The 17,167-nt window shown below is 68.6% G+C and carries 12 protein-coding genes and 1 tRNA gene; 11 read left to right on the forward strand and 2 right to left on the reverse strand.

From position 1 onward, the window contains the following. Positions 1 to 69: 69 nt before the first annotated feature. A complete protein-coding gene (locus ACFFIA_RS27440) occupies positions 70 to 891 on the reverse strand; it encodes an SAM-dependent methyltransferase (RefSeq protein ID WP_377255715.1) in 822 nt (273 codons plus the stop codon). A gap of 1,834 nt (positions 892 to 2,725) precedes the next feature. Here ACFFIA_RS27440 and ACFFIA_RS27445 point away from each other — a divergent pair. The 8 genes from ACFFIA_RS27445 to ACFFIA_RS27480 all read left to right on the forward strand — a co-directional run bounded on the left by ACFFIA_RS27445 (position 2,726) and on the right by ACFFIA_RS27480 (position 12,469). Next, positions 2,726 to 2,798 (forward strand) — tRNA-Lys (locus ACFFIA_RS27445). A 740-nt stretch (positions 2,799 to 3,538) separates the two neighbouring features. Then, positions 3,539 to 4,582: a LacI family DNA-binding transcriptional regulator gene (locus tag ACFFIA_RS27450; protein WP_377255718.1), complete on the forward strand. Its 1,044-nt coding sequence runs from the start codon at positions 3,539 to 3,541 to the stop codon at positions 4,580 to 4,582. 2 nt (positions 4,583 to 4,584) lie between these two features. Continuing rightward, positions 4,585 to 5,853 (forward strand): ABC transporter substrate-binding protein, encoded by a 1,269-nt coding sequence (locus ACFFIA_RS27455; RefSeq protein WP_377255721.1) that lies wholly within the window; start codon positions 4,585 to 4,587, stop codon positions 5,851 to 5,853. Next, entirely contained in the window at positions 5,850 to 6,728 is an 879-nt protein-coding gene (locus ACFFIA_RS27460) for a carbohydrate ABC transporter permease (RefSeq protein WP_377255724.1), read from the forward strand. Before ACFFIA_RS27455 ends, ACFFIA_RS27460 begins: the two co-directional genes overlap by 4 nt. After that, on the forward strand, positions 6,721 to 7,569 hold the full coding sequence (locus ACFFIA_RS27465; RefSeq protein WP_377255726.1) for a carbohydrate ABC transporter permease: 849 nt from the start codon (positions 6,721 to 6,723) through the stop codon (positions 7,567 to 7,569). The genes ACFFIA_RS27460 and ACFFIA_RS27465 overlap by 8 nt, the downstream gene beginning before the upstream one ends. 36 nt (positions 7,570 to 7,605) lie before the next feature. After that, a complete protein-coding gene (locus ACFFIA_RS27470) occupies positions 7,606 to 10,095 on the forward strand; it encodes a GH116 family glycosyl-hydrolase (protein WP_377255728.1) in 2,490 nt (829 codons plus the stop codon). Next, positions 10,092 to 11,489 (forward strand): glycoside hydrolase family 32 protein, encoded by a 1,398-nt coding sequence (locus ACFFIA_RS27475; protein ID WP_377255730.1) that lies wholly within the window; start codon positions 10,092 to 10,094, stop codon positions 11,487 to 11,489. The genes ACFFIA_RS27470 and ACFFIA_RS27475 overlap by 4 nt, the downstream gene beginning before the upstream one ends. Beyond that, positions 11,486 to 12,469, forward strand: a complete 984-nt coding sequence (locus ACFFIA_RS27480) for a carbohydrate kinase family protein (RefSeq protein WP_377255733.1) — start codon at positions 11,486 to 11,488, stop codon at positions 12,467 to 12,469. The genes ACFFIA_RS27475 and ACFFIA_RS27480 overlap by 4 nt, the downstream gene beginning before the upstream one ends. Positions 12,470 to 12,750: 281 nt before the next feature. Here the strand turns inward: ACFFIA_RS27480 and ACFFIA_RS27485 are convergent, their stop codons facing one another. Further along, positions 12,751 to 13,275 (reverse strand): S26 family signal peptidase, encoded by a 525-nt coding sequence (locus tag ACFFIA_RS27485; RefSeq protein WP_377255736.1) that lies wholly within the window; start codon positions 13,273 to 13,275, stop codon positions 12,751 to 12,753. Positions 13,276 to 14,277: 1,002 nt separating this feature from the next. On the opposite strand from ACFFIA_RS27485, the gene ACFFIA_RS27490 reads away from it, so the two are divergent. The 3 genes from ACFFIA_RS27490 to ACFFIA_RS27500 are packed head-to-tail and all read left to right on the forward strand — an operon-like array spanning position 14,278 to position 17,167. Continuing rightward, positions 14,278 to 14,856 (forward strand): TlpA disulfide reductase family protein, encoded by a 579-nt coding sequence (locus ACFFIA_RS27490; RefSeq protein ID WP_377255738.1) that lies wholly within the window; start codon positions 14,278 to 14,280, stop codon positions 14,854 to 14,856. Between the two features lie 5 nt (positions 14,857 to 14,861). Next, positions 14,862 to 16,715: an ABC transporter ATP-binding protein gene (locus ACFFIA_RS27495; protein WP_377255741.1), complete on the forward strand. Its 1,854-nt coding sequence runs from the start codon at positions 14,862 to 14,864 to the stop codon at positions 16,713 to 16,715. Then, a complete protein-coding gene (locus ACFFIA_RS27500) occupies positions 16,712 to 17,167 on the forward strand; it encodes a S26 family signal peptidase (protein WP_377255744.1) in 456 nt (151 codons plus the stop codon). The genes ACFFIA_RS27495 and ACFFIA_RS27500 overlap by 4 nt, the downstream gene beginning before the upstream one ends.

The following is a 17,167-nucleotide window of genomic DNA, read 5'->3' on the forward strand; positions in this document are numbered from 1 at the left end:
GCTACCAGGGGTGTTACCCAGGTAACTCTTGTGCCGACCGTTGCCCCACAACGTGTCAGCGTGCAAGGGTCACCGCTTGATGCCAACACCGACCAGCAGGCCAGATCGCATTGGATCATCGACGAGTTCCGTGGGATCCGACGGTGACGGCCTCCACTCGGGACCCCACACCAAACCTGGGTCTTCAAGGTCGAAACCGTCGAAGAACCGGAGGATATGGTCGCGTGTCCGGGGCCGGCCCGGAGTTGTGGTCTTCTGCTCGTAGACCTTGGAACCCGCCGCGACGCCAGCCGTGTTCAACCCCTCGACCGCAGCATGCGAGATGACGAGCGCGCTGCCTGGGGGCAGAGGATCGCACAGTCGCCGCACGGCGGCATACGCCTGCTCGTCGTCAGGGGCGAAATGCAGCACGGCCGCCAGGATCACCGCCGTCCGCTGATCTGGATCGAGCAAGGCACGCAGTTCCGGCGTCTCCAACTCGCGTAAGAGGTCGTCAGGACGAAGCAGATCACCGATGACCGCGGTCACAGACGGGTTCTCGGCCACTTTTTCCTGGCTGTACATGACCGCCGCCGCGTCGTTGTCCACATAGACCACACGGCAGCCCGCAGCCACCCCCTGGGCGACCTCGTGCACGTTTCCGACTGTGGGCAGCGCACCTGAGCCCACGTCCAAGAACTGACGGAAGCCCAGCCGGGTCAGATGCCTCACCGCCCGGCCGATCCACGCCCGGTTGGCGAGCGCGATCGACTGAGTCAACGGCAGCACTGTAAGCACCTGCTCGGCCGCTTCCCGGTCGACGGCGAAGTTGAAGTCGCCGCCGATCATGTAGTTGTAGATCCGGGCGGCCGAGGCACGTTGATCACCACGATCGGCAAAGCCAGCATGCATCCCTAGGCACCGTTCTCTCGCGGCGTTGATGGCACCGGACCATTGAACACCTCGCTCGGTGTCCGTCGCGAGCCCGCCCGGTGAGCCTTGCACATCAGTATGGACTTGGCATTACCGGACCGTCCTGACAGCCGAGGGCGTTGATCCCCACGTAAATGCCTATGCGGCACGGCCGATCGCGTGGCCCATACCCCGCAGGCGGCGAGCCCAGCCGGCAACGGTATGCCGCGGCACTCCGAAGTGCTCAGCGACCCCCGAGAGGCTCCCCGCCCGACGGTAGACATCCATGACCTGCTCCGCGTCCGGCATCCGCCGGTACTCGCGGGTCGCGGCCCCAGCCGCGGAACTTCGGACCGCAGCGGTCGACGGGGCAGCCTGTCGCTTCCGGCTAGCCTGCGTGTCAGCCGGAGCGGCCGTACCGCGGGACTTCCTTGTCGTGGATGAGACGACAGCCGCTGCCCGACGGCTTCGACCGGACACCGGCGCCGCTCCGAGGGCCACTTGGGCACGCGGCGGTGCAAGCGGCTGGCCGATCGTCGGCACCGTCGCCGCCTGTTCCCGAGGCAGACTCTGAAGCGATCCTGGCGCAGCAAGTGCACGGATGAGTAGCCCCAGGTCGATTGCAGGCAAATCAGAAGGGGTAAGCCCACCACCATCCAATGGGCTAACGACCAACTCGGTGATCAGCGGCTCCCCGCTGGCGAGATCGACGCGCATGGTGGTCCGCGCCATCCCCTCAACGGCGCCGTCGTCCGACGCGACAGTGATGACGTACTTGCTCACGAAACCTCCTGCGAAGTCCTGCCAGCGCGACTCACTGCCGAACACTGACATTGGCGGGTTCACGCCGGTGTGGTGTTGGTAGATCGATCCGCTTGACGATTTGGCGACCAGGGCAAGACTACGCGCGAGATGTTCGCCAGACAGTTGACATCTGGTTGACATCTCGCACCAGCGGGACACCTCGTCGAGAATCGCATATGCGATGGCAGCACGAACTCCGCGGAGGGGCCGTGGTCATCGAGATGCACCGTCCGCCGGTGCAGCAGGCCCGGAGCATCTGGCCGCGCTCGTAGACTTCAGTCGCGGCCGCGCACTCTAGGCATCGCTCGTATGGCTCGGCGACCGGCACACCGGCGAGCATGAGCACGACGCCGTCGTGCAGATGCCGGCGGAGTGTGCGATCCAGCGACCGCCGAGCGCCGGCAGATGGGTGCGGCGATCTGTTCGGGAACGTCCTGCCCGTCGCGCCCGGCGAAGGTGAGCCGGTTCTGCCGTCTCGGCTCGGCTGGCCGCGGCGATCCGGGTTGGCAACGATCCGTTCCACCGTCGCCCGCCAATCCGCTTCGTCGTTCGCCCGCGATCCGGGGCGGGCCTCTGGCCGAAGCAGTGCCAGACCCGGCCGCCCTCCTAGACGCGCTGCTGGTGGCAGTCGATCCGGGTGATCGTCTCGGTCCGCCGCCCGAACGCGCCGACGCCGTAGCCTCCGGTGCCGACGGCAAGCACCGCGGCACCGAGCATGCCGATCAGCAGTCCACCCAGTAGGGCGCAAGAGTGGCGCACATCGAACGTGGCCGGGGCCCGGAGACGGCAATACCCAGATCCTGCCGATGAGCGTCCACGTCCGACGCGCCCTGTGTGGCGATTGGGGTGCTCCGTGGGTGCTCGTGTGTTCCGGCGCTGGACGGATTCTTGCCCGCGCGTCTGGACTCCGGCCTTATCTACGATCTTACGGTCCTCGATGTCTTTTGCTATCGCCCCCCTGACCAGCGCATACTCAACCTGGCCCACTAGACGCAAGGCCGTTCCGGTGGACAGGTATCGTGATCGTGACGGGCCGCTAGCTCAATTGGCAGAGCTGAGGACTTTTAATCCTTAGGTTCGGGGTTCGAGTCCCCGGCGGCCCACCCTCTGACCTGCGACTATGTCGCACTGTAGTTGCGCGACCACCTTGCGCATGCGGTAATCTGGCCTAATTTAGAACCGAATGTCCGATTGTCAATCGGAGCACCCACCGAGCACCCCAAATCCACCGTGGACAGACGGATCTCGTTCTCGCAGGAAAAGGCCGGTCGTGCTGAGGATCTCGGCACTGTTAAAAGTCCTCAGCTCTGCCAATTGAGCTAGCGGCCCATCGGGGATCAAAGTTACCGGAGCCTGCATCGCGGTGGCCTGCGGCTTCCATCCTGCGGATTGTGTCGCGCGGGTGCTCCGTCTCTCGTGTGACAGGGCTCAGCTGTGGAGCCATCGAAGGTCATGGACCGCGCGGCGCGGGATGGCCTTGACCAGCTTGTTGGCCAGGATCAGGTCGAGCATGGACGCTTCGTCCACTTACCGACTACAGGGAGCCGCATTTTGGCTCTGCCAACGCGCCGGCAATCTCGGTCGTCGGTACCGCCGATGACGGCCTACGCCTCGTCTACAACGACCTGGCCGTCATCTACGAGCGCACCCGCGTCCTGCCCCGCGTGCGGTGGGCGTCGAGGGCCACCGTCGACGCCCACCGCAGTGCGCTTCAGGTGGTCGCCCGGTGGGGAAGTGGCCGGGGCGGTGGCCAGGAAATCCGCCGGACATCTGCTTGACACGTCGGGGCGGGCGACGCACCATGTAATCCATTACGTAATGGATTACGCCCAGCTCGGGAGGCATGGTGGTCACTTATCGGGACATTGCTCGCGCTGCGGGCGTGTCGACCGCCACCGTCTCGCGTGTGCTCTCCGGCGCGGGTGGCTTCGTCCGGCCGGAACTGGTCGAGCACGTGCGGGAGACTGCGCAGGAGCTGGGCTACCGGTCGCACCGGGCGGCCCGCGCTCTGCGGCGGCAGCGTTCGGATGCGATCGGGTTGGTCGTCTCCGATGTGGAAAACCCGTTCTTCGCGGCGATCGCCCGCGCGGTGGAGGACGTGGCGGCCGAGCACCGGCACGCCGTCCTGCTGTGCAACACAGACGAGGACCTGGCCCAGGAGGATCTGTACCTGGACCTGCTGGTGGGTGAGCGGGTGGCCGGCGTGATCGTGGCGCCGTCGACAGAGGAGCTCGGTCCGCTTGGCCAGCTCGTCGAGGCGGGAATCCCCACGGTGACCGTCGACCGAAAGGTGGGGGACGGCACGTTCGACAGCGTCCTGCTGGACAACCGGCCGGGCGCGGTCGCGCTGGTCGAGGATCTGCTGGCGCACGGCCATCGCCGGATCGGCGTCATCGTAGGCACGACCGCGGCGACTCCTAGCCGGGAGCGGTTGGCTGGCTGTCAGGAGGCGGTCGCGGCCGTCGCGGGCGCGAGCCTGGTGGTGGGTGAGGGGCAGCTGCGCGACGCCATCGGTACGGCCGGGACGATGGAGCTGGCCGGGCGGCTCGCCCTGGACATGCTCTCGGCCGCCGACCCGCCGACCGCCCTGTTCTGCGGCAACGGGCTGCTGGCCCAGGGCGTCCTGCTGGCGTTGCGGCACTCGGGCCGGCGGGTGCCGGACGACGTGGCCGTTGTGGGCTTCGACGACCTGCCGCTGTTCCAACTGCTCGACCGGCCACAGACGGTCGCCGCTCAGCCCACCGACCGAATCGGCCGGGCAGCGGCGGAGCTGCTCTTTCGCCGCATCGATGACCCGGACCGCCCTGCGGAGGCGGTCGTCCTGCCGCCCGAGCTGAGATGGCGGGCCTCCTGCGGCGGCGATCACAGCACAACCGAAAGGAAATGATCATGATGCAGGGGGAGTTTTCGCGACGGAGCCTGCTCAGGTTCGGGCTGGGCGCGGCCGTGCTCGGCGGCCCGGCGGCGGCCATGCTGTCGGGCTGCGGTGGCGACGACGCCTCCGACTCGTCCCGGCTGCGTGTCTACAACTGGGGAAGCGCCGAGGAGGGGAAGGTCTACGACCAGGCGTTCGACCGGTTCGAGGCGGCACGGTCGGGCATCACGGCCGAGAACAACATCACGCCGGTCACCTCGTGGGCGGATTACGCGGACAAGCTCGCGGTGCAGATCGCCGGCGGTTCCCCGCCGGACCTGATCAACATGGCGGTAGAAGGTACGCGGCTGGCGGTCGACAAGAAACTGCTGATGCCGCTGGGGCCGGTGCTGGGCGAGGGCGAGGTCGCCGGGCTGCTGGAGAAGATGCCGGCCAGCCTTCGCGAGGCGTTCACTGTGGACGGTGAACTCTACGCGGTGCCCAACGGCTGGCAGACGATGGTGATCTACTGCAACACGAAGATGTTCGCCGACCAGGGCATACCGCTGCCGAGCCCGGACTGGACCTGGGACGACTTTCTGGCGCTGGCCAAGCGCTTCACAGGCGGCGGCACGTTCGGCTTCGGCATGCCGTGGGGGTTCTTCCAGCTGCATCCGTGGTGGCTGACCAACGGGGCGTACCCGGTCAGCGACGACTACCGCGAGTCGCGGCTGACCGATCCGGCGTTCGTGGAGGCCGTCACGTTCGTCCACGACCTGGTGCGCGTGCACAAGGTATCCCCGGACCCAACGAGCGTCGACGTGTACGCCCAGTTCGCCGCCGGGAAGTTCGCGATGATCGGCGCCGGCCGGTGGCCGATCCCGACCTGGAAACAGGCCAACTTCGCCGACTTCGCGGCCGTACGGTGGCCGAAGAAGGTCGCGCACACCACAGTGTTCGGCGGCGCCGGCTGGGGGATCAGCCCGAAGGCGGACGCTTCGCTGGCGGCGGCGGCGATCGGCGAACTGGTCGGCACCACCACCATCACCGAGATCGCGGCGATCGGCCAGCAGATCCCGGTCTACGCCGATGTGCTGCCGGACAGCGGCTCGCCGGCCGGCAACGAGGCACTGAAATACCTGCTGTCGATGGCCGAGGACAGCCGCCCCGTCGCCGCGCCGGTGTTCTTCAACGACCTCGAGCGGATCACCATGCGTTACCTCGAGCGGATCGTCATCGGCGAAGTGTCCCCGGCCGACGGGCTCAAGCAGGCCGACGCGGAGCTTCGAACGGCGATCCGGTGAGCCAGCGCCGTAACGGCTGGGTCGGCGTCGCCCTGGTGGCGCCGGCGACGATCGGGTTCGTCGTCTTCGTCCTCGTACCGCTGATCCTGACCGTCTACTACAGCTTCACCGAGTACTCGCTGCTCACCTCGCCGCAGTTCACCGGCGCGGACAACTACGCGGCCCTTGCCGGCGACAGCCGGCTGCACCGCACGTACCTCAATACGGCGCTGTTCACGCTGCTGGCCGTGCCGCTCAACGTCGGCGTCGGACTGGGGCTGGCGGTGCTGCTCAACCGCCGTATGCCGGGGCCGGTGCGGCAGTTCGCCCGGTCGGCGTTCTTCTTCCCGACCCTTGTCGGGCTCATCTTCGTGGCGTTGATCTGGCAGTTCTTCTTCCAGACCGACAACGGCATCCTCAACTACTACCTGGACAAGCTCGGCCTCGGCCCGGTGCCGTGGCTGTCCAGTTCCGCCTGGGCGATCCCGTCGATCGTGGTGCTCGACGTGTGGAAGAACGCGGGGCTGGCGATGCTGATCCTGCTCGCCGGCCTGCAGAGCATCCCGCCGGACTACGGCGAGGCGGCGATGGTGGACGGGGCGAATGCGTGGCAGCGGTTCTGGCGGGTCACGTTCCCGCTGTTGACCCCCCAGGTCTTCTTCGTCACGACGCTGTACCTGATCGGCGCGCTGAAGGTGTTCGACTCGATCGTGGTGCTGACCAACGGCGGTCCGGGCGACGCGAGCCGCAGCGTGGTCATGTACATCTACGAGAAGGGCTTCAAGTCGTTCGACTTCGGCTACGCCTCGGCGGTGTCGGTGACGCTGCTGGTGGTCATCGCTTTGGTGACGCTGATCCAGTTCCGCGCGGCGCGCCGGTGGGTGAGCTATGACTAGGCGCCTGGGCCCCGCAGCCGTCAACGTGCTGCTCGTGCTGGGCGGCCTGGTGATGCTCGCGCCGTTCCTGTGGATGGTGTCGACCTCGCTGCGGCCGATCGGCCAGTCGCTGACGCTGCCGCCGAAGTGGCTGCCAACCACGTTCGACCTGAGCACCTACGAGGCGTTGGCCAATCAGGACTATCCGATCCTGCGGTTCATGCAGAACTCGTTCGTCATCTCGGGGCTGAGCACGCTCGGGATCGTGGCCACCAGTGCGATGGCCGGGTACGCCTTCGCCAAGGTGTCGTTCCGGTTCAGCAACGTCCTGTTCGGACTGTTGCTGGTCTCGCTCATGGTGCCGATCCAGGTGACGATCATCCCCCTGTTTGTCATCATGCAGAAGCTGGGCCTGGTCGACTCGCCGTGGGCGCTGATCCTGCCGGCGCTGCTGGGCGCGTTCGCGCCCGGCCTGCCCGGGGCGTTTGGCATCTTCATGATGCGGCAGTTCTTCCGCGGCATTCCCGACCCGCTCATCGAGGCTGCCACGCTCGACGGGGCCGGCCCGCTGCGGATCTTCTGGCGGATCGCGCTGCCGCTGTCCCGGCCGGCGCTGGCTTCGCTGGCCATCATCGTCTTCACACTGTCGTGGAACGAGTACTTCACGCCGCTGGTGTTCCTCAACTCCACCAGCGAGATGACCCTCCCGCTGGGCATCCAGGCGTTGCGGCCCCCGTTCGGGCAGGGCAGCAGCCTGGTACTGGCCGCGGTCACCGTGGCGCTGCTGCCGGTGCTGATCGCGTACCTGGCCGGGCAGCGGTGGATCGTCGAGAGCTTCACCCGGTCGGGCCTGAAGGACTGAGCACCGGACATCGCGAGGAATACAAGGAGAAACCTGTTGAACACGACGTTTCGCGACCGGGTGCGCGCGTACCCCGGCACCGCAAGCCAGGCCGCGTTCCTGCTCGGCGGCATCGGCACTGGGAACGTCTCGGTCGGTGCCCGCGGCGAGTTGCGCGACTGGGAAATCTTCAACTGGCCCGGCAAGGGCAACTATCTGCCGTTCTCGTTTTTCGCCGCTCGGGTCGTTGGCGCCGGCGCGGAGCCGGTGACGCGGGTGCTGGAGGCGCGGTTGCCCGGCCCGCACGCCAAGTCCCACGGGTACTACAACGGTGAGCTGGCCGGCCTGCCCCGCCTTGCCGAGTCGACGATGTGGTCGACGTATCCGTTCGTGTACGTGGAGTTCCGCGACGACGAGCTGCCGGTACGGGTGACCATGGAGGCGTTCACCCCGTTCGTGCCGGGCGACGAGAGCGACTCGGGCATCCCCGGGGCGGTGATCCGCTACCACGTGCAAAATCCGACCGGCGCCGACCTGACCGTGTCGCTGGTCGGTTCGCTCGCCAACGCGCTCGGGTTCGCCGGGTACGACGTGTTCGGCAACCTCAAGCTGGACGGCAACGTCGAGAACGAGCGTCGCGACTCGCCGCACTGCCGCGGCCTGCACTACACGACCGACCTGGACCCGTCCTCGGAGCGCTTCGGCACGATCGCGTTCGCCACTGACGAGGAGAACGTGACGTTCCGTCGCGCCTGGCTGCAGGGACAGTGGACCGACAACGCCCAGGACTTCTGGGACGACTTCGCCTCCGACGGCCGGCTCGACGACTCCCGCACCATCGATGCGCCCGGCTCCGAGCTGGACAACTTCTACGACTTCAGCTACCTGCGGCTGCGCGAGAAGGTCGGCTCGATCGCCGTGGAGAAGTCGATCCCGGCTGGGCAGACGGCGACGTTCCAGTTCGCGGTCACCTGGCACGTGCCGAACCGGCCCAAGGGCTGGATCGAGGTCGACGACGAGCTGGCCGCGCACGCGGCCGGCCGGTACCCGACGATCCGCAACCACTACGCCACCGAGTACGCCGACGCGTGGGAGGTCATGCAACGGCTGCACCGTGACCTGCCCACGCTGGAGGCCCGGTCGCGCCATTTCACCGAGGCGCTCTACGGCTCCACGCTGCCGGACGAGGTCATCGAGGCGGTGGCCAACAACATCACGGTCGTGCGCAGCCACACCTGCTTCTGGACCGAGGACGGCAATTTCTACGGCTGGGAGGGCATCCGCGACCACGTCGGCTGCGGCAAAGGCAACGTCAACCACGTGTGGAACTACGCGCAGACCATCGCGTACCTGTTCCCGGCACTGGAACGCACGATGCGGCGGATCGAGTTCCAAGGGGAGCTGGACGCCGACGGCGCCCTGCCGTTCCGTTCCCTGCAGTCGCTTGGCGAGGCGAAATGGCAGATGGTGCCTGCGGCCGACGGACAGCTCGGCGCCATTGTCCGGGTCTTCCGGGAGTGGCGGCTCAGCGGTGACGACGCCTTCCTGCGGGACCTGTGGCCCGGCGTGGACCGGGCGATGGAGTACGCGCTGCGCCGCTGGGACACCGACGGAGACGCCGTACCGGACGGGCAGCAGAGCAACACCTACGACATCGAGTTCTACGGGCCCAACGCGATGATGGGCAGCCTGATGGCCGCGGCGCTCAAGGCCTGCGCGGTCATGGCCGAAGCCGCCGGCGACCCGGCGAAGGCCGAGCGGTACACCACGCTGGCCACACGGTCCGCGGCCAACCTCGACCGGCTCTGCTGGAACGGCGCCTTCTACGAGCAGCGCCTCGACGACCCGGACGCCTACCGTTACCAGTTCGGTCGCGGCTGCCACTCCGACCAGCTGCTCGGCCAGTTCCTCGCGCACGCCTCCGGCCTCGGCCACGTGCTGCCGGCCGACCACGTCCGACAGGCGCTGTCCGCCATCTACACCAACAACCTTGTCGACCAGATGTCCACTGTGCACACCGTCCAGCGGGTGTACGCCCTCAACGACGAACCCGGCCTGGTGCTGTGCAGCTGGCCGGAGGGCGGGCGGCCGCGCTTCCCGTTCGGCTACTCCGACGAGGTCTGGACCGGCGTGGAGTACCAGGTCGCGGCGAGCCTGATCTACGAGGGCCTGGTGGAGGAAGGGCTGACCCTGGTGCGGTATGTGCGCGGGCGGCACGACGGATTCCTGCGCAACCCGTGGAGCGAGAACGAGGCCGGCCACCACTACAGCCGCTCGCTGTCCAGCTTCGCGCTCCTCACCGCGCTGCTCGGGTTCGTCGTGGACCTGCCCGGCGGGGTGATGACGTTCGCGCCGAAGGCGACCGGCGACTTCACCAGCTTCTGGTGCCACGGCAAGGGCTGGGGCGTGTACCGCCAACGCCGCGACGAGCAGGGTGAGCTGGTCGCCGAGGTCGAGGTGATCGAGGGCGAACTGGGCGTCGCCGAGGTACGCACGCCGGCCGACCGCGTGGTCGTCCTCGAATGGGTACGGGCGGGCGGCCGATGAGCCTGGCGCCGGACGACACCTGGCTGCCCCGGTACCACGTCACCGCAGACCGCAACTGGCTCAACGATCCCAACGGACCGATCCACGTGGACGGCCGTTACCACCTGTTCTTCCAGGCCAACCCGGCCGCGCCGGAGTGGGGGCCGCCGCACTGGGGGCACGTCAGCTCCACCGACCTGGTGACCTGGACCCGCCACCCCGTGGCGCTCGCCCCCGGCCCGGACCCGGACGCCCCCGACCGGGACGGCTGCTGGTCCGGGTGCGCGCGGATCGTCGACGGGCGACCGACGATCTACTACACCGGGGTCGTCGGCGACGGCGACGAGCGGGTCGAGTCGATCTGCCGTGCGGTCGGCTCAGCCGACCTGAAGGAGTGGACCAAGGACCCGGACAACCCGCTGGTCGCCGGCCCACCCGCCCCGCTGGGCAGCGGCTACCACCGCGACCCGTTCCTGTGGCGGGACGACGACGGCTGGCACCTGCTGCTCGGCTCCGGCACCATCGGCCCGGACCGGCACGGCACCGTACTGGTCTACCACTCGCCGGACGCCCGGTCCTGGACCTACGGCGGAGTGTTCTTCGAGGCGCCGCGGCACCTGGACGGCACCGACCTCGGCGAGCACTGGGAGTGCCCACAACTGCTCCGCTTCGACGACGGCGACGTCCTCGTGCTCAGTGCCCAGGACCCGCACGCCCCGCACCCGCTCATGCACGCCGTGTACTTCGTCGGCAAAGCAGCCGAGGGCCGGTTCGACGGGCAGCTCGGCGGCCGGCTGGACGGCGGCGACGCCTGGTACGCCCCGGCCGCGACCGTCGACGCCGGCGGCCGCACCCTGATCTGGGGCTGGATCCAGGAGCACCTGCCGCCCGAGACACAGCGGCGACTGCCCCGGGTGGGCGCGCTCAGCCTGCCCCGCGTCGCCACGCTCACCGACGGTGCCCTGACCACCGTGCCGGCGCCCGAACTCGACCGGCTCCGCACCGGACCGCCGCTGGCCGGACCGGTCACCGTCCACGGGCACAGCCATCTCCTGCCCGCCCACGACCACGGGCAGCTGGAGGTCACCGCCCGGATCAGCGGCGAGGCCGGTACGGCGCGGTGGGAGCTGGGACCGGGCCTGGCGGTAGCGGTGGACCTCGACCGTCACCGGTTCACGCTCACCACCCCGCACGGTCACCACCACGCCGGCATCGGACACCGACCGCTCACCGAGGCCGAGCTGCGGATCTTCCTGGACGGCACCATCTGCGAGGTACACCTCGCGGACCAGGCGAGCCTCACCGCCCGCTGCTACCCGCCCAGCGCCGGCCGCGGCCCGATCACGGCGCTGGCCGGCCCGGCGGTCGAGGCCGCCGCGTGCACGGTGTGGCGCCTGGCCGGAGCACTGCCGTGAGCCCGCCCACAGCACCGCGCATACGCGTGGTCGGGGAGGCACTCGTCGACCTGGTCGGCGACACATCCGGCCGGGTCTTCACCGCCCACCCCGGCGGCAGCCCGGCCAACGTGGCGGTCGATCTGGCCCGCCTCGACATACCGGTCACCCTGCACGGGCGGATCGGCCCCGACGCGTTCGGCCGGCTGATCCGCGCGCACCTGGCCGGCAACGGCGTCGACCTCGGCGGGGTCGTCGCGGCGCAGGAGCCGTCCAGCCTCGCCGTCGCCACGATCAGCGGCGACGGCGAGGCCGCCTACGACTTCTGGACCACCGGTACGGCCGACTGGCAGTGGCGCGACGGAGACCTGCCAGACCACCTCCCCGCCGACACCGTCGCCCTGCACACGGGCTCGCTCGCCTCCTGGCTACCACCGTCCGCCACAGCCGTCGCGGCGCTGCTGGCCCGGGAACGGATCCGCGGCACGGCGACGCTCTCGTACGACCCCAACTGCCGGCCCGACCTCATGGGCGACCGGGCAGGGGCACTGAGCCTGGTCGAACGGCTCGTATCCCTGGTCGATGTCGTCAAGGTCAGCCAGGACGACCTGGCCTGGCTGCTACCCGGCCAGCCACTGGAGCGGATCGCCCAGCGGTGGCTCGCCCTCGGCCCGGCACTGGTCGTCGTGACGCTCGGCGGCGGGGGAGCGTACGGCCTCAACCGGACCGGCAACGTCCGGGTCGCCGCGCTGCCGGTGACCATCGTGGACACCATCGGGGCCGGCGACGCCTTCACCGCCGGGCTCCTGGCCGGCCTCTACCGGTCCGGGCTGCTCGGCCCACGCGGCCGCGACACCATCGCGGACCTGCCCGCCGAAACTCTGCGCGACCTACTTCGCAACGCCGCCACAGTGGCCGGCTTGACCTGCGCCCAACCCGGCGCCGCCGGCCCCACCACCGCCGACATCCGCACCCTCCGCGCCGAGCCTCAGACGAAGTAGAAGTTGTACGGGATCGCGCCGCGTGAACGGTCGGTGTGCGCCACGGTTGCAGAGGCGGCGCTGGCCGCTACGCACCTTTGGTGGCCATCAGGAACTGGCCACGAGCTTCCGCACCGCGCGCTTCCACGCGGTGGGGAAGCCCGGGATCGCCGCGTCGATCCAGGAATCCGTGTGCGTTGCCCAGTGGACCGACGCTCAGCCCGATCGCCACATCAACGTCTTCGCTTCGACCTTGCCGATCCAGCGGCACTTGTGCGGGTGATTTCGCTGGCGGCGTGTCATCAGCCCACTCGACGATTGCCGGTGCCGTACCCAAACGACTTGGCCGTCGCCGGGTTCGACGACAGCCCCCGTCGGGTCGAGCCGATGCGTCGTACCGCGACCCCGAACACCCGTCCGGCCGAGACGTACCCGAAGTTCCTGGAGTCGTAGCTGGCGGCCAGATTGTCGCCGATGATGACGAGGGATCCGCCTGGTACCGGGGCGCCAGGTGGGATCGACAGGACGGTGGCGACCGACGCCGGCACCGGGTCGCCGTGGATTGCGGCGGCCCGCTTGATGAGCCAGCGTCCGTCGTCGGGAGGCGCGCCGCCGAGTTCGGGATCGTGGAGGTCGACCACGACGATGTCACCGACCCGCACCCGCGTCAGTCGGGTACGCCGGACCAGCAGCCGGTCGCCGGAGGCGAGGGTCGGGTGCATGCTGTTGCCGGCCACAGTGACGATCCGCAGGCGCTGTCGTAGCCACCAGGCGACCGCGCCGAGCGCCATGACGGCAGCGGCCGCGGCGATCAGAACCGTCGTCATTCCTACAACCACTTTCCATGGCCCGTGCCATCATCTCTGTTCGCAGGTCGGGAGGATCTGCTCGGCGCCAGGAGGGTCGTGGTGGGCGGCGCCGAGCAGAACCTAGTCCATTAGCAGCCGGCGAACGTCCAGGCGGTGCACTGGGCCCTGCCACCCGGCGGGTGGGTGTAGGTCCGGCAGTACTTTCCGTTCCGACCACCGCAGATGTTGGCGTTCATCGAGGTCCAGACGCACTGGCGGCAGGCCCCATTTTTGCAGGACTGACCAATGAGGCTGGTGCAGCCCCTGGGCAGGGCTGCCGCGGTGACGGCCATGCGCGGTGCCAGCCGTTCAAGCAGCAGGTCGGCGAACCGGTTGAATAAATGTGACAACTGGGCTTCTCCTCAGGGTTAGGCAGCGCTTTTCCCAGCCAGCCGACTCGGGGGCGCGCTGCTGTGGGACGACGCTTGCGCCGGCGTCACAGTTTGCGGCATCCCGATTGACGGATGCTTGTTCCCGGCTTGAATCCACAGCTCATGACGGTGGCGGATCAGGGATCATGTCTCAGTTGCTGGAGGGGCATCGCCGGCAGAGTCGCTGGACTCCCCGGTACCGCCGGTGAGCAGCGAATTGAATTCCGCTTTGAGCCCTTCTCAATACCTCCATGCCGACCTGTTGCTAGCTCATATCGCGAGCGACTCGCGAAACGTGTCATCACTGGACTAGCACCGGAGGCTGGTCTGCTCGGGCGGGTACGTGGGTCGGTACGTGGTTGTCTACTGCGGCAGCTACACCCCCTCGAACAATTAGCGTCACCGGGGTGTGACAACGATGCGGGCGGACGGGAGACCCGCCGCGGCGGCTGTCGCCGCACCGACCGAGACCTCTGGTGATCTGGGAATTCAATTCGGCCGCAAGCCGGCTTCAACTCCCATCCGCCAACCTTGCTGCGACTGTTCGTCGATGAGGAAGGCCCGACGGGCGCCTGCGGGCAGGGCCGTACGGAGCCGGTGGTCGTCGGTTGTGATGATCTGGAAGGTTGCGATGACTGCGTTTTTGATCGCGCTGGTGGTGCTGGTTGGCGTCGTCGCGGTGCTGAACCTGGTGCTGACGGTAGGGGTGATCCGTCGGTTGCGGCAGCACACCGAAAAGCTGGCTGACCTGTCGGCTATGGGCCCGCCGATGGACATGATGATCGGTGCGGGTGAGCGGGTGGGCGAGTTCGCGGCGACCACCACTGACGGGGAGCCGGTCTCGCGGGAACTGCTGTTTGGGCAGACGCTGGTGGGGGTGCTCTCGCCCGACTGTAGTGCCTGCAAGGAGCGGCTGCCCGAGTTCATCGCCCGCGCCGAGGCCTTCCCGGGTGGGCGCGGTCAGGTGCTGGCCGTGCTGGCCGGCGAGCCGGCGGAGGTCCAGCCCTACCGGGAGCGGTTGGCTCCGGTGGCGCGGGTGGTGATCGAGCCGCCGACGGGTGGGCCGCTCGCCACCGCGTTGAACGTGCAGGGCTACCCGGCGTTCGCCGTGCTGGACTCCACCGGGACAGTGGTGGCCGGTGAGTCCGATCTGCCTCAGCCACCGGTAATGTCGCCAGCCTCCACCTGAACGCCATGGCCAGTTCGAACGGTGGCGCCCGGGCCGGCATCACAGGGTTGGCCCGGGCGCTGGGGCTGGTGTGGTCCGCCGGTCGGTACCACCTGCTCGGGTACGGAACGCTGACCCTGCTGGAGGCCGCAGTTCCGGTCGCGACCGCGTGGCTGACCAAGCATGCGCTGGACACGATCGTCGACCCCGCCCCGGGCACGTCTGTGCTGATCGTCGCAGGGGTCGGGTTGGCGGTGACCGGTGTGGTCATCAGCGTGCTGCCGCACGCCTCCGGCTATCTGACCGCGGAGTTGGGCCGGCGGGTCGGGTTGCTGGCGCAGGACCGGTTGTTCGCGGCGGCGGAGCGGTTCGTGGGGCTGCGCCGGTTCGAAGACCCGATTTTCCTGGACCGGTTGAACCTAGCGCAGCAGGCGGGTGGGTCCACCCCGGGCCAGGTGGCGTCGGGGGCCTTCGGCATCGGCGGCAGCGTGGTGACGGTGATGGGTTTCATCGGATCGCTGTTGCTGGTCAGCCCGCTGCTGGCGGCCGCGGTTGTGATCGGGACGGTGCCAGCGGTGTTCGCGGAGTGGAACCTGTCGCGGCAGCGTACGGCGATGATGTGGCGGGTCAGCCCGGCGCAGCGGCGGGAGTTCTTCTTCCAGCAGTTACTCACCAGTGTGCAGGCGGCGAAGGAACTGCGGCTGTTCGGCGCCAGCGGCCACTTTCGCCAACGCATGCTCACCGAGCGGCGCACCGCCAACAAGGAGGGTCGGCGGATGGACCGGCGGGAGATGCTGACCCAGTCAGGGCTGAGCCTGCTCACCGCGGCCGTCGCCGGTGCCTGCCTGCTGTGGGCGCTGTTCGCAGCCGCGCGTGGCCGGCTCACCGCCGGCGACGTGACGCTGCTGATCGGCGCGGTCGCCGCGGTGCAGGGCGGGGTGGCAATGCTGGTGAACCAGATGATGCAGACCCACCAGGAGCTGACCATGTTCGACCACTTCCTGGCCGTGGTCGACAGCGAACCGGACCTGCCAGTGCGTGAACACACCGCGTGGGCGCTGCCGCTGCAATGGGATATCGAGTTCCGGGACGTGTGGTTCCGGTACTCACCGGAACACCCGTGGACGCTACGGGGCGTTTCGTTCCGGATCCACCGGGGACAGGCGGTCGGACTGGTCGGTCGCAACGGCGCAGGCAAGAGCACCCTGGTCAAGCTGCTGTGCCGAATGTACGACCCGGACCAGGGTTCGATCCGGTGGGACGGGGTCGACCTGCGCGACATGGATCCCGCCGATCTGCGCCGCCGGGTCGGAGTGGTGTTCCAGGACTACATGGAGTACGACCTGACCGCAGCCGAGAACATCGCCCTCGGCGACCTCGACAACCCGCACGATCGGAGGAAGATCGTCGTCGCCGCCCAGAAGGCCGGCATCCACCACAAGCTCGCCGCCCTGCCCCACGGCTACGACACGTTGCTGACCCGGATGTTCTTCGGTGCAACCGAAACGGAGGTCACCGATCCGGACAACGGCGTCGTGCTCTCCGGCGGGCAGTGGCAGCGGCTGGCCCTGGCCCGGGCATTGCTGCGCGATGAGCGCGACCTGCTCATCCTCGACGAGCCGAGCTCCGGATTGGACGCCGAGGCGGAGTACGAGATCCACCAGACTCTCCGCAGCTACCGGCAGGGCCGCACCAGCCTGCTGATCTCCCACCGGCTCGGTGCCATCCGTGACGCGGACGTCCTGGTCGTCCTCGACCAGGGTCGGGTGGTCGAGCGGGGCACGCACGCGGAACTGATGACGACCGGCGGCGTCTACGCGATGCTGTTCACCATGCAGGCGGCCGCATACCAGGCGCCGGAACCCTCGGCGGCACCGTGACCCCGTACCTGATCGGCGTCACCGCCGCGACCGCGATCTGTGTGGCGACCAGCTGGCTGCGGTGGCGGCTACGGATCATCACCGTCGTCAGCGCGAGCATGCGGCCCACCCTGGCGCCCGGCGACCGCATACTCGTATGCCGCACCGCTGGCCGGCGTCCGCAGCGGCGACATTGCGGTGCTCGTGTACCCCGACCGCGGCGAACGCGATACCGACCGCCATCGCGTGACAACTGGCTCGTCAAACGCGCGGTCGCGACGCCCGGCGACCCGGTGCCGGCCTCTGTTGCCCCGGTCCTGTCGGTTCGGCGAGGACGCTCGGCGCGGGCCGGTGCACTCATCGCCATCGGCGACAGCCGCGACATGAGCTTGGATTCCCGCGCATTCGGCTACGTATTCGCCGATGACCTACTCGGGGTGGTCCTGCGACCGACCCGTACCGGTGCACGCTGA

It is taken from the genome of Phytohabitans kaempferiae (genome assembly GCF_042433955.1).
Lineage (GTDB): Bacteria > Actinomycetota > Actinomycetes > Mycobacteriales > Micromonosporaceae > Phytohabitans > Phytohabitans kaempferiae.